A 14,526-nucleotide genomic window follows, 5' to 3' on the forward strand; every position below is an offset into this window, starting at 1 on the left:
ACCGCTGGGGCGCTTTCCCGGGCACGTGCGGTAAAGCTGGCGGCGGCTCGTACCGTCGCGGAGTGGATGCCTCCGCAAGCGCGTGTGGCTGCGGGTCGCGAAGGTGTCGAGTGCGCCCACCTCGGGCGCCTCACCCACTCAGCGGCCGAGCACGCCGTAGGCGGCGTCCACGATCGAGGTGGTGTCGATCCCGTGCAGGCGGTAGGCCTCGTCCACGGTGCTGGACTGGCCGAACTCAGTGACCCCGAGGTTGCGGATGCGGTCGCCGCGTACGCCGGCGAGGAACGAGAGCGTGTGCGGATGGCCGTCCAGCACGGTCACCAGCGGGGTCGCCTGGTCCGCGGGGAACAGCTCGTCCACGATGGCGCCGCCGTCACCGGCGCTGCGCCGTCCGCGCTGCTGGAAGGAGCGGAACACCAGGTCGGCGCTGGTCAGGCAGACCACGCCCGCGCTGATGCCATGCCCGGCGAGCGCGTCGGCAGCCGCGATGACCTCGGGCATGATCGCCCCGGCGCCCACCAGCGTGACCTCGTCCGCCGGCGACGAGCGCAGGCGGTAGCCGCCGGCCACCGCCTGACGGCGGCGCCGCTCCAGGAGGCCTTCGTCCTCGGGCAGCTCGGCGAGCGCGGGGTCCAGCGGCCGGGTCGAGAGCCGGAAGTACGACGACGTGCCGCCCGGCACGCCGACTCGGCTCATGGCGTGCAGGAACGTCCACTCGAGGTCCTGCGCGAAGGCCGGCTCCCAGGCGATGCAGCTCGGCTGCTCCAACCCGATCGACGGCGTGGTGATCGACTGGTGCGCCCCGCCCTCCGGGGCCAGGGTCACCCCCGACGGGGTGCCGACCAGGATGGACTGGCCTCCGGCGTACATGCCGTAGGACCACGGCTCCAGCGCGCGCGAGACGAAGGGGTCGTAGAGCGTGGCCACCGGGATCAGGCGCTCGCCCCACCGGCTCCACGTGGTGCCGAGCTCCCCGAGCAGTCCGACCAGGTTCACCTCGGCGATGCCGAGCTCGACGTGCTGTCCGTTGGTCGCCTCGGACCACCGCAGGACCCGCTCGCGGTCGTCGGCGAACCAGTCGTGGCGGTCCTTGACGCTCCACACGCCGGTCTTGTTGATCCAGCCCCCCAGGTTGGTCGAGGACGCGACGTCGGGCGAGCACGTGACCACGCGGGCGGCCGCCGCGGGGGCGTCGCGGACCAGGTCGGCGAGCAGCCGGCCCAGGGCCGCCTGCGTGGAGCCGGGCTTGCGATGCGGGTGGCCGAGCGTGGTGGGGACCTGGAGCGCCGCCGGCGCCCCGACGGGAGTCCTGCGCAGGGCCCGGCCGCGCTGCGCGCACAGGACGGCCGCGGGCGTGCCCTCGTCGAAGGTGCGCCAGGAGTCGTCCAGGCTGGCGCCGGTCGCCGCGGCGAGCTCGCGCATCTGCTCCTCGCCGAGCAGTGCGGAGTGGTTGTTCGGGTGGCCCTCGGTGGCCAGTCCGCGACCCTTGATCGTGTAGGCGAACACGACGGTCGGCCGGTCGTCGGCGATCTTGTCGAAGGTGTCGACCAGCAGCCCCAGGTCGTGTCCCCCCAGATCCCGGACTGCGCTCGCCAGCTCCTCGGCCGGGAGCGCGCTCACGAGGGCCTGGAGCTCCGGTGAGGCCCGGTCGAGGAGGATCCGCGCGGCGACCTGGTCCGGAGCCACGCGAAGCATCCGCTGGTACTCCTCGTTCGGCATGGACTCCAGGCGCTCCCGGAGATCGGCACCGCCGGGACGCTCGAAGATCCGCGAGATCGTACGGCCCCACTTCAGCGTCAGCACCTCCCAGCCGGCGGCCTCGAACATCCCCTGGAGCCGCTGGATCTGGATGTCGGGCACGACCCGGTCCAGCGACTGCCGGTTCAGGTCCACGACCCACAGGACCTCGCCGAGGGACGCGACCATCGGGTCCGCCACCGCCTCCCAGATCGCCCCCTCGTCGAGCTCGGCGTCGCCGAGCAGGCTCACGAAGCGGCCCGCGTGCGGGGTGTCGGGGAAGTGCGAGCTCGCGTAGCGGTGCGCGACCGCCGCCCACAGTGCGGCGGTGGCGCCGATGCCCACCGAGCCGGTCGAGAAGTCGACCGTGTCGGGGTCCTTGAGCCGGCTCGGGTACGACTGCAGGCCGCCCTTCTCGCGCAGCGTCGTCAGGTAGGCCGGATCCAGGTCGCCGAGCAGGTGGTTCAGCGCGTGCAGGACGGGGGAGGCGTGCGGCTTCACCGACACCCGGTCCGCGTCGGTCAGGCTCTGGAACCACAGGGCCACCATGATGTCGACGATCGAGGCCGACGAGGCCTGGTGGCCGCCCACCTTGACCCCGCTGGTGTTGGGGCGCCCGCGGTTGGCGGCGTCGACGATGGCGGCGGAGAGCCACAGCACGCGCTGGGAGATGGTGCGCAGGACGGCGAGGTCGATCGGGTCGGTCACGCGCACACGGTCTCAGCGACCGGCGGCCCTGACTATCGGTGTTGATCGTTTCGCGCTCGATTCGCAGTATTCATGGCAAACTCAAGCTCGATATGTGGGCGAAGTCATCAGTGCAGCGCAGGATCTGACTCGCATGGCCGTGGATGAGGTAGACCGCGCGATCCTCGACCTGCTGCGTCGCGACGCGCGCACCACGGTGGCCGAGATCGCGCGTACGGTCCGTCTCTCCCCGGCTCCGGTGGCCCGCCGGATCGCGCGGCTGGAGCAAAGCGGCGTGATCCGCGGCTACCGCGCGATCATCGACGACAAGCGCGGCGGCTCGCTCGAGGCGTTCACCGAGATCCGGCTCGCGGGCTCCACCGAGACCGGCGAGCTCGCCGAGATCCTCAAAGACGTGCCCGAGATCCAGGCGTTCTACACCATCGCCGGCGACCCGGACGGCCTGGTGCGCATCCGCGTCGACGACGTGGACCACCTGCAGCGCGTGGTCAACGCGATGCGGCGTACGGGCAAGCTGACGGCCACCAAGACGCTCATCTCGCTCTACTCCTGGGAGCGCTCCGACGACCCGCCGACCGAGCCCGCCTGAGGTAGCTGCCCGGGCAGCGGTCCTAGCGCCGCCAGAAGAGGTGGTGCACGACCGCTCCGCTCGGGCTGGGCACGACGTCGCGGTGGTAGCGGTCCAGCAGCTCCTCGGGTGAGCTCCACAGCCGCGAGCCCCCGCCCAGCTCCACGGGAGAGACGGCGACGTGGAGGGTGTCGACCAGGCCCGCGTCCAGGAACTGGCGCAGCGACTGGGCGCCGCCGCCGAGGCGCACGTCCTTGCCGTCGGCGGCGGCCAAGGCCGGCTCGAGCACCTCGGCGGGGGAGCCGGAGACGAAGTGGAACGTCGTGTCGCCGAGCGTGAACGACGGCCGCTCGTGGTGGGTCATGACGAACACCGGGGTGTGGAACGGCGGCTCGTCGCCCCACCAGCCCTGCCACTCGTGGTCGGTCCAGGGGCCGCGCTGGGGCCCGAACTTGTTGCGGCCCATGATCTCGGCGCCGATGTTGCGGTGGAACTCGCGGACGAGATAGTCGTCGAGGCCCTGGCTGCCGCCGGGGTCGGTGCGGTTCGGCCAGCTCGCGGTGGCCCCGGCCCACGCCATCATGACCTGGGGGTCGGCGTGCCCGAACGGGCGCTCGAGGCTCTGCCCCTCGCCCGCGGCGTACCCGTCACTGGACACCACGATGTTGTGTGCGCGCACCAGCTGGCTCACGGTTGCTCCCTCTGTCGACGCCCGGCGTGTTCGTCGAGTGTGACCCCGCGGGCCCCGCGAAGTCATCGGGGAAGGTCACCTCCAGCGGGAGAAGGAGAAGAACGATAGAATATACGATCATCCGTTGACCGCGTAGGAGTCCCGTGAACGACCCGACCAGGTCCGGTGCCGCCGCCGGGTCCGCCCTCGGCGCCCGCCGGGGCCGCGCGCTCGTCCTCATCTCCGTGGCTCAGCTGATGCTGGTCCTGGACGGCACCATCACCAACATCGCCTTGCCCCACGTGGCCCGCGACCTCGCGATGTCGGCGGCGGCGCTGACCTGGGTGGTGACGATCTACGCCCTGGCCTTCGGCGGACTGCTGCTGCTGGGCGGTCGCCTCGGCGACCTGTTGGGTCGGCGGCGCACCTTCACCGTCGGCCTGCTGGTCTTCGCCACCGCATCCCTGCTCGGCGGGGCGGCGACCGAGGGGTGGATGCTGCTGGCGGCGCGTGCCCTGCAGGGGGCGGGTGCCGCGCTGGCCTCGCCCGCGGCGCTGGCCCTGATCACCACCAACTTCCCGGCGGGTCGGCCACGCAACCGGGCCATGGGGGTGTTCGCCGCGATGTCCGGCATCGGCGCGGCGACCGGGCTGCTCCTGGGCGGCTTCCTCACCGGGCTCGACGGCATCCTCGGCATGGAGGTGACCGGGTGGCGCCTCACCTTGTGGATCAACGCCCCGATCGGCCTGGCCGCCGCCCTGCTCGCCCCGCGCTGGCTCTCCGAGGCCCCGCGCAGCCCGGACCGGCTCGACGTGCCGGGCGCCGTGACCGGCACCCTCGCGCTGCTCGGCCTGGTCTTCGGGCTCTCCCGCGGCGGGGAGGCCGACCACGGGTGGGACGACCCGCTGACGCTGGTCGCGCTCGTGGGTGGCGTGGTGCTGGCGGTGGCGTTCGTGCTGATCGAGACCCGGGTGGCGAGCCCTCTGCTGCCGCTGCGGATCGTCGTGGACCGCACCCGCGGGACCAGCTTCGCCGCGATGCTGTTCGCCGCGTCGGCGCTGATCTCGATGTTCTACTTCAACGGCCAGTTCGTGCAGCGGATCATGGGCTACGAGCCGCTGCACGCCGGGGTCGCGTTCCTGCCGTTCTCCGCCAGCGTGATGCTGGGCGCCGGGCTGTCCGCCGCGCTGGTGAGCCGGCTCGGGGTGCGGGTGATCACCGGCACCGGCACGCTGCTGGCTGCCGTCGCGCTCTTCGGGTTCTCCCGGTACGACGTCGACGACTCGGTCACGGCGGTGCTGCGCAGCATGGGCCCGGCGGGCGAGGCCCTCGGCGCCGACGTGTCGTACTCGACCTCGGTCCTGCCCTACCTGGTCCTCATGGGCGTCGGGATGGGGATGACGTTCGTGCCGATGACGCTGACCGCGGTCCACCGCGTGGGCCGCGAGGACTCCGGCGTCGGCTCCGGTGTCCTCAACACCGTGCAGCAGGTCGGGGGCGCCCTCGGCCTGGCGATCCTGGGGACCGTGTCGTTGCACGCCGTCAACGCGCGCACCGAGGACGTGGCCGGTCCGCTGCGCGAGGGCTTGAGCGCCTCCGGCCTGGACCCGGACGCCGCCGTGCCCGGCGGCGCCATGTCCTACCTCGACTCCGCCCTCTACACCGCGACCTACACCGACGGCGCGACCCACGCCTTCCTCGGCGCCTCGCTGCTGATGCTGGTCGCGTCGGTGCTGATCTGGACCTTCTTGCGGGTCAGCCCCGCCGAGCTCGGCGCCTCAGGCGAGGAAGGCGGCGATCCGCTCGTGGTAGCCGGGGGGCTCGAGGAGGAACGAGTCGTGACCGAAGGGGGAGGCGAGCTCGGCCCAGTCGACCTCGACGCCCAGCGCCGCCAGGTGTCCGGCGAGCACCTCGGACTGCCGTGAGTCGAAGCGCCAGTCGGAGTCAAAGGACGTGAGCTGGAAGCGGGCGGTCGTACGGCGCAGCGCCTCGGCGGTGACCTCGTCCCCGAACGGGTCGAAGTAGTCGAGCAGCCGGGTGAGGTAGAGGTAGGACAGCGCGTCGAACCGGTCGAGGAAGACGTCGCCCTGGTGCTGGAGGTAGTGCTCGACCTCGAAGTCCGGCTCGAATGTCCAGTCGTCGCCGTGCCGGCGGCGGCGGTGCGCGAACTTGGTGTCCAGCGACTGCGCCGACACGTAGGTGATGTGGGCCATCATCCGGGCGATCTTCTGCCCGCGCCACGGGAACACGCCCTGCTCGACGTAGCGGCCACCGCAGAAGTCGGGGTCGGACATGATCGCCTGGCGCCCCGTGGCGGAGAACGCGATGTTCTCCGCCGTCAGCCGCGAGGACGCGGCCACGAGCACCGCCCGGTCGATCGCCTGGGGGTCGTCGATCGCCCACTGCAGCACCTGCATGCCGCCCAGGGACCCCCCGACCGCGGCGTGCAGGCGCTCCACCCCCAGGTGCGCGACCAGCCGCCGGTGCACGGCGACCAGGTCGCTCATGTGCAGCATCGGGAAGTCGAGGCAGTACGGCGCCCCGGTGGCGGGGTCCACCGAGAGCGGCCCGGTCGTCCCCGAGCAGCCGCCGAGCAGGTTCGCGGAGATCACGAAGAACCGGTCGGTGTCGACCGGTTTGCCCGGGCCGATGAGGTTGTCCCACCAGCCGCGCCGCTTGGCCCCGACGTGCAGCCCGGCGGCGTGGGCGTCGCCGGTGAGCGCGTGGCAAACGAAGACCGCGTTGTCGCGCGCAGGCGACAACTCCCCGTAGGTCTCATAGGCGACCTCGACGTGGTCGAGGCGACCTCCGCCACGCAGGAGCAGCGGGTCGTCGGCGTCCGCCAGGACGACCCGCTGCGTCTCGACGTAGCCGAGCGCGCCCGTCACTTGCTGGCGGCCAGCGCCTGGTCCAGGTCGGCGATGAGGTCCTCGACGTTCTCGATGCCGATCGACAGGCGGACCATGTCCTCGGGCACGCCGGCGGCGACGAGCTCCTCGGGGGTCAGCTGGCTGTGGGTCGTGGTGGCGTTGTGGATCGCCAGCGACTTGGCGTCGCCGATGTTGGCCAGGTGGCTGAACAGGCCCAGCGACTCGATGAAGCGCTTGCCCCCGTCGCGGCCGGACTTCACGCCGAAGCTCAGGATGCCGCCGTAGCCCTTGCCGGTGCCGATGCGGTCGTGGACCTCCTTGTAGGGGCTGTCGGCCAGGCCGGGGTAGCTCACCCACGACACCGAGTCGTGCGCGGCGAGGTACTGCGCGACCTGCAGCGCGTTGGCGCTGTGGCGCTCCATGCGCAGGTGCAGCGTCTCGAGGCCCTGGAGGAACAGCCAGGAGTTCATGGGCGTGATCGCCCCGCCGGTGTTGCGCAGCAGCACCGTGCGCGCCCGGATGATGTAGGCCGCCGGCCCGACCGCGTCGGTCCACACGACGCCGTGGTAGGCCGGGTCGGGCTTGGTCAGGCCCGGGAACCGGTCGGCGTGGGCGGCCCAGTCGAAGCGCCCGGAGTCCACGATGACGCCGCCGATCGAGGTGCCGTGGCCGCCGATGAACTTGGTCGCGGCGTGCACGACCACGTCGGCGCCCTGCTCCAGCGCGCGCACGAGGTACGGCGTCGGGGCGGTGTTGTCGATGATCAGCGGCAGCCCCAGGGCGTGCGCGGCCTCGGACCAGGCCGGGATGTCGATGACGTTGATCTTGGGGTTGCCGACCGTCTCGCCGAACACCAGGCGGGTCTTGTCGTCGACGGCGTTCGCGAGGTCCTCGGGCTTCTCGGGGTCGACGAAGCGCACCTCGATGCCGAACTGCGGCAGCGTGTGCGCGAACAGCGCGTAGGTGCCGCCGTACAGGGTCGAGAGCGCCACGATGTTGTCGCCGGCGTAGGTCAGGTTGAGCACCGCGTACGTCGTGGCGGTGGAGCCGCTCGCGACGGCGAGCGCGCCCACGCCGCCCTCGAGCTGGGTCATCCGCTGCTCGAAGACGTCCTGGGTCGGGTTCATGATCCGGGTGTAGATGTTGCCCGGCTCGGCGAGGCTGAAGAGGTTGGCGGCGTGCTCGGTGTCGTTGAAGACGTAGGAGGTGGTCTGGTAGATCGGCACCGCCCGGGCGTTCGTCGCGGGGTCGTGCTCCTGGCCGGCATGCACGGCCAGGGTCTCGGGACGGTAGGTCATCTGCGCTCCTGCGGTGATCGGTGGTGCCGTGGTCGTTGCAGCCACCGTAGGCAGGCGCCGGGACCTGCCCGGCCGAGTCCCGACTGCCGGACACCCGCACCGGAGGGGTCACCGGCCGCGGCGCCCTCGGCGGGGATAGTCCCGGACGTTTGTGTCGGTGGGAACAGCGTTCTCACCACACATGTGTCAGGGACTACCGCCCAGGGAGGAGGTTGCGGCGCCGCATGGCCACCGCCAGCCCGGAGCCGTCGGGGGCCCAGACGGCGGGGGTGCCGCCCTCGGTGGCGGCGCTGGTGAGGGGGTCGGGGCCGGTGGGGACACCGTGCTGGGCGAGCTGCTCGCCGACGCTGAGCTGGCGGATCGCGATCGCGCGGACCCGGTCGGGATGGGCGACCGCGGCCTCGGCGTAGATGGTGGGGTCGTGCTGGCCGTCGTCCCCGACCAGCAGCCACCGCACCTGGGGCAGGTCCGCGAAGAGCCGCTCGAGCTGGGCATGCTTGTGGGCCGGCCCGGAGCGGAACCACCCGGTGCTCGTCGGACCCCAGTCGGTGAGGAGCAGCGGGCCGGGCGGGTAGCCGTGGCGGGCAAGGAAGTCGCCGAGCGCGGCCGCGGTGTTCCAGGCGCCGGTGGAGAGGTAGCAGAAGACGACGTCGGGGTGCGCCCTGACGATGTCGGCGTAGAGACCGGCCATGCCCGGCACGGGCGTGCGGGCGCTCTCGCGCACCAGGAACGCGTTGCGGAAGGCCACGAGGGGACGGGGCAGCATCGTCACGATCACGGTGTCGTCCACGTCGCTCACCACCCCGTACGTCGTCTCCGGGCCGACGATGCGCAGCCGGGTCTCGACGGGTGTCGTGTCGCCCACCGAGAGCAGGGCGGTGGCCCAGCCCGAGGGCAGGTCGGCCGGCAGCCGGACGTCGACGTAGCCGTCGCGCCCGCTCGTCACGACGTGGGTCTCTCCCCCGAGCCGCACCGTCACGTCGATGCCGTCGGCCGACACCGTGGTGAAGCGGCGCCACCCGCGCCGCTCGGGTCGCTCGTCGCGCGGGGTCCCCGGCGGGGCGAGCAGGACCCGGGCGAGGACCCGCACCCAGCCCGGAGCGCCGTACCCCACGTACGGCGTGAGGTGCGGCGACCAGCCGCGCGCGGCGAGCCGGCGCTCGACGGCAGCGTGGATCCCGTCCTCGATCCGGGCGGCGCGGTGGGTCGGGCTCATGCCGGGAACCTACCCGCGCGCCGGTTCGGCGGTGGCACACTGCCCCGGTGAGGTACTGGGGTGCCGCCCTCGCGGTCGCGGCGGCTGCGCTGAGCGGCTGCTCCGCAGGCGAGGTCGAGCCGGCGCCGGCGCCCCCGTCGTCCTCAGCCGGCGCGACGGCCGACGACCCGGAGGCCGACCCGGACCCGGCGCGTGCGGCGCTGGCGCTGGTGCCCGACGACGCCACGACGCTGGCGGTCACCGACTTCGACCAGGTCCGCCTCGAGCTCGGCGCGGCACTGCTGACCGGGGCCTCGGCGCCCGCGGAGCGGGAGGCCTTCTGGCGCAGGGCGATCGCGCAGGCTCCGCTGCTCTCGACGGGGGTCCTGCGCCCGTCGGACGCGCGGCTGCTGCGCGACTACGGGTTCGCGCAGGACGACGTCGCCTGGGAGGCGAGCTTCACCGGCCCGTCGGGCGAGGGCTGGCTGGCCGGACTGCGCGAGGGCCTCGACCTGACCGGCGTACGGCGCGCGGTCGCGGACGGCGTCGGGCCGCTGGCGGGCGGCGTGCTGGACGAGGAGGCCCGGGTGCTGGCCGTGGGGGCCGCTCCCGACGAGGGCGCGAGCTGGGGGGCGGAGCCGGTGCTCGTCGAGCTGGTCGGCGGCGCGGCGATGTCGACGTACGTCGAGCGGGGCTGCGTGTCGCCGGCCGATCCGGCGCTCGACGAGCTCGACGAGCTGGACGAGCTCGAGGCGTGGTCGGTGTCGCTGGGCGCCCTGCTGGCGACGGTGCGGCTCGGGGCGGATCGCGGCGACGCGTTCGCCCGGGTGCGGCTGGCGGAGCCGCCGTTCGCCCAGGGGGTGGCCGACCCGGTGAGCGGGCGGCTGGGCTACGCGATGACCGACCCCGCCCTGGCCGCGCGCCGCATCCTCGCGCGCGACGCGCCGTTCGCGGCGTGTGCGCCCTAGCGGCCGGTCGGCCGTTACCTGCCCTCCGCGTCACCCGGCGGCGGACGCAGCGATGAGGGGCTGAAGAGCGCCCAGATCCGCCGGCGGAGGGAGACGCCGGCGGCGAGGCCGGAGCGGTGGTCGCGCACGAGCGCCCAGAACGCCGCCGCGTCGGCCGCGGGCGGCTCGTCGGCGCCGAAGATCCGGGAGTCGGCCTCGGCGGCCAGGGTCAGGAGCGAGCCGTCGCCGGTGGCCCCACCCACGACGCGCGCCTCGGCGGGACGGGTCAGGCCGGCGGGGACCGGGTGGCCGAGGTCGCGCGCGCGGTCGACCAGCTCGAGCCAGGCGCCGGCGTAGCGCGCGCTGACCCGGCGTGCGGCGAGGCGGCGCCGGCGGCGTACGACCTTCGCGAGCGGTACGGCGGACAGGAGGAGCACGATCACCAGCAGCACCATCCAGCGCCACGGCACGCCGCCGGAGCCGGCGCCTGCGTCCGGGGACAGGTCCTCCTCCTGCTCCTCGGCCTGCGGCTCCTCGGCCTCGGGCTCCTGCGCCTCGGGGCTCTGGGGCTGCAGCGGTGGGAAGGACCGCAGCTTCGGGCGCCCGACCTCGGACCGCTCGGGTGGCTTGTGCCCCATGAAGGCCTCCGTCGGCAGGGTGCGCCAGCTGCCGTCCTCGATGCGCACCTCCACCCACGCCTGGATGTCCTTGCCGCGGACGGTGCCCGACCTGGGCACGACGGCCCCGACGACCACCCGGGCCGGCACCCCGAGCCGAGTCGCGAGGAGGGCCATCGCGGCGGCGTACTGCTCGTCGTCGCCGACGGTCGGGACCCCGAGCACGAAGTCGTCGCCCAGCCGCTCCTTGGCGTGGCCGGGTCGGTAGATCGCCTCCCAGGACGCGAAGCCGGAGCTGTAGCGCCCGACCTTCTTCAGCCGAGCGGCCACCTGGAAGAGCGCCTGCATGGGGTACGTCGTACCGACGGCCCAGGCGTCGACGGCGGGCTGGAGGAACGCCGCCTGGTCGTAGAGCTCGGGGTCGAGCTGCTCCGACGGCGACATCCACTGCTTGAGCGGGCCTCCGGTGACCCCGGTGGCGAACAGGTAGGCGTCACTCTTCTCCAGACCGTCGTCCATCACCGCGGTCTGGGTGGCGGGGTTGTAGCGCAGGTGCGACTGGGCGTCCTCGCGCGCGCTGCCCAGGAACTGGAAGGCCCGCACCGCCCCGAGGGTGGGCACCCACGGCATCGTGTAGTTGGCCGTCGGTCGGACCGTGACCCGGCGCTCCTTGCCCGAGGAGGGGTTCTCGATCGTCGTCGAGAGCCGCAGGAAGCGGTCGTCCTCGCGCTCCGGGTCGGTGTCGTTGTCGGCCTGCCAGCTGGACCCGTCGTAGGTGTCGAGGGCGGCCAGCCGCAGGCGGGCCCCCGTCGGGGCACCCTCGACCTCGAACAGCTTGGCGTTGAAGACGTTGCCCTCCTTCCTGCCTCGCTGCCGGGTGTAGTGGCGGAACTCGTCGAGCGGGGTCGAGAGCTTCTCCACCTGGTACGGCGCGAGGCGGCGGCTGAGCAGCAGCCGCTCGTCGGGCTGCGACGTACTGGCCAGGAGTCCGGCGACCAGGGCCACGACCACCACCAGTGCGACGCTGCCGACCAGCCGCCAGGCCCGCGCGGGGTCGGGCCCGTGGGCCGCCTCGTCCACGCGCAGGCCGCGCAGGCGCATCCACCACATGGCCAAGGTGCCGTAGCCGACTCCTTGGAGCAGCACCGACACCGGCTCCGGCTGGGCCAGCAGGAGCACCGCGCCCAGCATGAGCGTCGGGGGCACGAGCGGCAGCGCGGCGCGGGTGCTGCGCAGGGCGAGGGCGGCGCCGACACCGGCCGAGGTGAGGCTGAGCAGCACCGGCGCGATCAGCACCGCGCCGGAGCCGTCGATCGGGGGGTGCGTGCCGAGCAGGATCGGCCAGCCCTCGGCGTTGGCGCGGACCCCGGACTCCAGTGTCCGCAGGCCGTCCAGGCGCAGGGTGCCGTCGACGATCGGCCCGGAGGCCAGGTAGTAGCCGATCAACAGCACCAGGGTCACGATCTCCACGCCGCCGCGGGCGGAGACCACCGTGACCGCGACGAGGATGCCGGTCAGCGCCGCCAGCCCGCCCGCGACCCACCAGCCGGGCCCGCGGAAGGTCGACTCCCAGCCGACCAGCGCGATCGCGGTGAGGCCGAAGACCAGCACCAGGTCCCAGACGTGGAAGGGCTGCACGGCCGGCTCGCGCGGCGGGGTCCGCGGCCGGGGTGCGGGCCGCAGGTGCGGCGTCAGGTCGGGGGCGCTCACAGCACGATCCCGCGCACGTGCGAGGCCAGCAGGCCGGGCAGCCGCTCCAGCGCGTCGACGGTGACGAGCTGTGGGCCCTGGGCGCCGGGGGCGTCCGGGTCGGCGCGCGGGTCTGCGCGCAAGCCCAGGAACCGCACGTCGTCGGGGAAGGCGTCGCGCACCGCGGGTAGCAGCTCGGTGTCCAGCCGGCCGCCGGACACCACGATGAGCTGGCTGGCGTCGGGCGCGAGGTGCGCCGCCGTACGCGCCGAGACCACCAGGTCCCCCGCGGCGAGCTCGGAGAAGCAGAACGCGTCCAGCACGTGCTGGGCCGCGCCCGAGAGCTGCTGGGGACCACAGACCAGGCTGAGGTCGAACTCGTCGAGCGCCACCCTCATGACCACCGAGGCCGCGATCTGCAGCGCCAGCTCGAAGTCCTCGGGGTCGGCGTAGGCGGAGCGGGTGTCGTCGACCAGGACGACGGCGTGGGTGCGCCGGGTGTCGTGGTACTGCCGGACGTACAGGCGCCCGGCTCGCGCCGACGAGCGCCAGTGGACGTGGCGCAGGTCGTCCCCGCGCACGTACTCGCGCAGGGCGTGGAAGGCCAGGTCGCTCATCGAGACCTGGTCGCTGGGGGTGCCCTCGAGGTCCTTCACCGAGCCGGGGCCGAGCCCCTCGACCGAGACCATCCGCGGACGCACGAGCAGCTCGGCGGGCTCCGACCAGGCGGCGTGGCGCTGGAAGAACCCCAGCGGGTCGGTACGGCGGGCGCCCGCGGGCCCGACCCGGAGGACCCCCCGGCGTACGGCCGGCACCTCGAACTGCTCGGTCACCGGCTGGTTGCGCCGCAGCACCGGCAGCCGCACGTGGACCCGCTGCGCGCCCCTGCGCTCGTCGCGGTCCGCGTCGAGCGGGATCGTGACCAGCGGGTGGTAGAGCGGCGTGAGCCGCAGGTTGGTGACCCGCAGCTCGCCGGCGCCGGTCTCGCCGGCGGTCGTGTGCGCGGGGCGCAGCTCGAGTCGCGCACGCACCCGGGTGGGGAGGGCGAAGAGCAGCAGGGCGACCAGGACCAGGAGCCCGCACATGATCGCGATCAGCCGGAACTCCTCGTAGCCGGCCTGGCCGGCGACGACCGTGCTCACGACCCCGAGTGCGATCACGGACCGGCCGGCCGGGGTGGTCGTCGCGAGGGCGAGGCGCGCCGCGCGGCGCAGGTCAGGCACGGTCGAGGGGCGGAGGCACCGCGGCCAGCAGCTGGCCGACGACGTCCGCGACGCTCACCCCGCTGAACTGCGACTGCGGGTCCAGCAGCAGCCGGTGGCACAGCACCGGCTCGGCGAGGGTGTTGATGTCCTCGGGCACGACCGCCGTACGGCCGTCGGCCGCCGCCCAGGTCTTGACCACGCGCACCAGCGCGAGGCAGCCGCGTGCCGAGAGCCCCATGCGCACGTGGCGCAGGTCGCGCGACGCCTCGGCGAGCTGGCGGATGTAGGTCACCAGCGACCGGTCGATGTGCACCTGGGCGGCCAGCGCCGCCATCTCGGCGACCATCGCGGTGGTCGCGATCGGCTTGACCAGCTCGGCGCGGTCGCGGATGTGGGAGGAGAGCAGCAGCTCCTCGGTGGACTCGGCGTCGGGGTAGCCCACCGAGCTCTTCATCAGGAACCGGTCGAGCTGGGCCTCGGGCAGCCGGTAGGTGCCGGCCTGCTCGATGGGGTTCTGGGTGGCGATCACCATGAAGGGCCGCGGCACGTCGTGGGTGACGCCGTCGACCGTGACGTGCCCCTCCTCCATCACCTCGAGCAGCGCCGACTGGGTCTTGGGGGAGGCCCGGTTGATCTCGTCGGCCAGGACGATGTCGTGGAAGATCGGGCCCGGGTGGAACTCGAAGGTCCCCTTCTGCTGGTCGTAGACCGTCACCCCGGTGACGTCGGTCGGGAGCAGGTCCGGCGTGAACTGGATCCGCGCGTGGCTGCCCTCCACGGTGTTGGCCAGCGCCCGCGCGAGCATCGTCTTGCCGGTGCCGGGCAGGTCCTCCAGCAGCAGGTGGCCCTCGGACAGCAGGCAGGTGAGGGAGAGCCTGATCACGTGGTCCTTGCCCAGCAGGGCCTGGCCCATGTTGTCGGCCATGTCGGTGAACCCCGCGCGGAACCAGTGCGCCTGCTCGGTGCTCAACGTCATGGCGGGAGGCTACCGGTCGTCGGCTCACCTGGGGCGGGCTCTCGGC

General features: G+C 73.3%; 10 protein-coding genes and 1 pseudogene. 3 read left to right on the forward strand and 8 right to left on the reverse strand.

From position 1 onward, the window contains the following. Positions 1 to 138 precede the first annotated feature (138 nt). The gene (locus LQ940_RS00135; RefSeq protein WP_231241228.1) at positions 139 to 2,445 is read right to left on the reverse strand and encodes a transketolase-like TK C-terminal-containing protein; all 2,307 of its coding nucleotides are present in this window, start codon (positions 2,443 to 2,445) and stop codon (positions 139 to 141) included. Positions 2,446 to 2,578: 133 nt separating this feature from the next. Here LQ940_RS00135 and LQ940_RS00140 point away from each other — a divergent pair, with 133 nt between their 5' ends. After that, a complete protein-coding gene (locus LQ940_RS00140; RefSeq protein WP_231241227.1) occupies positions 2,579 to 3,034 on the forward strand; it encodes an Lrp/AsnC family transcriptional regulator in 456 nt (151 codons plus the stop codon). A 22-nt stretch (positions 3,035 to 3,056) separates the two neighbouring features. Here LQ940_RS00140 and LQ940_RS00145 read toward each other — a convergent pair whose 3' ends face one another. Beyond that, the gene (locus tag LQ940_RS00145; protein ID WP_231241226.1) at positions 3,057 to 3,704 is read right to left on the reverse strand and encodes a dihydrofolate reductase family protein; all 648 of its coding nucleotides are present in this window, start codon (positions 3,702 to 3,704) and stop codon (positions 3,057 to 3,059) included. A gap of 143 nt (positions 3,705 to 3,847) precedes the next feature. Between LQ940_RS00145 and LQ940_RS00150 the strand changes: the two genes are divergently transcribed. Next, positions 3,848 to 5,608, forward strand: a complete 1,761-nt coding sequence (locus tag LQ940_RS00150; RefSeq protein ID WP_374229472.1) for an MFS transporter — start codon at positions 3,848 to 3,850, stop codon at positions 5,606 to 5,608. On the opposite strand, the pseudogene metX reads toward LQ940_RS00150, so the two are convergent. The 3 genes and pseudogenes from metX to LQ940_RS00165 all read right to left on the reverse strand — a co-directional run. Next, positions 5,528 to 6,571, reverse strand: a pseudogene (gene metX / locus LQ940_RS00155) (homoserine O-acetyltransferase MetX); the annotation flags it as partial. The gene LQ940_RS00150 and the pseudogene metX sit on opposite strands and share 81 nt — an antisense overlap. Continuing rightward, positions 6,568 to 7,851, reverse strand: coding sequence for an O-acetylhomoserine aminocarboxypropyltransferase/cysteine synthase family protein (locus LQ940_RS00160; RefSeq protein WP_231241224.1), 1,284 nt, complete (start codon positions 7,849 to 7,851; stop codon positions 6,568 to 6,570). The gene LQ940_RS00160 and the pseudogene metX, both read right to left, overlap by 4 nt. Positions 7,852 to 8,044: 193 nt before the next feature. Beyond that, entirely contained in the window at positions 8,045 to 9,067 is a 1,023-nt protein-coding gene (locus LQ940_RS00165) for an App1 family protein (protein WP_231241223.1), read from the reverse strand. A 47-nt stretch (positions 9,068 to 9,114) separates the two neighbouring features. Here LQ940_RS00165 and LQ940_RS00170 point away from each other — a divergent pair, with 47 nt between their 5' ends. Further along, positions 9,115 to 10,014: a hypothetical protein gene (locus LQ940_RS00170; RefSeq protein WP_231241222.1), complete on the forward strand. Its 900-nt coding sequence runs from the start codon at positions 9,115 to 9,117 to the stop codon at positions 10,012 to 10,014. A 14-nt stretch (positions 10,015 to 10,028) separates the two neighbouring features. Here the strand turns inward: LQ940_RS00170 and LQ940_RS00175 are convergent, their stop codons facing one another. From LQ940_RS00175 to LQ940_RS00185, 3 genes are read right to left on the reverse strand one after another with little or no spacing between them, the layout of a single operon-like run. Next, entirely contained in the window at positions 10,029 to 12,320 is a 2,292-nt protein-coding gene (locus tag LQ940_RS00175) for a transglutaminase domain-containing protein (protein ID WP_231241221.1), read from the reverse strand. Next, positions 12,317 to 13,522 (reverse strand): DUF58 domain-containing protein, encoded by a 1,206-nt coding sequence (locus tag LQ940_RS00180; protein WP_231241220.1) that lies wholly within the window; start codon positions 13,520 to 13,522, stop codon positions 12,317 to 12,319. Before LQ940_RS00180 ends, LQ940_RS00175 begins: the two co-directional genes overlap by 4 nt. Then, a complete protein-coding gene (locus tag LQ940_RS00185; protein ID WP_231241219.1) occupies positions 13,515 to 14,480 on the reverse strand; it encodes an AAA family ATPase in 966 nt (321 codons plus the stop codon). The genes LQ940_RS00180 and LQ940_RS00185 overlap by 8 nt, the downstream gene beginning before the upstream one ends. Positions 14,481 to 14,526 lie beyond the last annotated feature (46 nt).

The sequence above is a fragment of the Nocardioides sp. cx-173 genome (assembly GCF_021117365.1).
In the GTDB taxonomy this organism is placed as follows: Bacteria; Actinomycetota; Actinomycetes; order Propionibacteriales; family Nocardioidaceae; genus Nocardioides.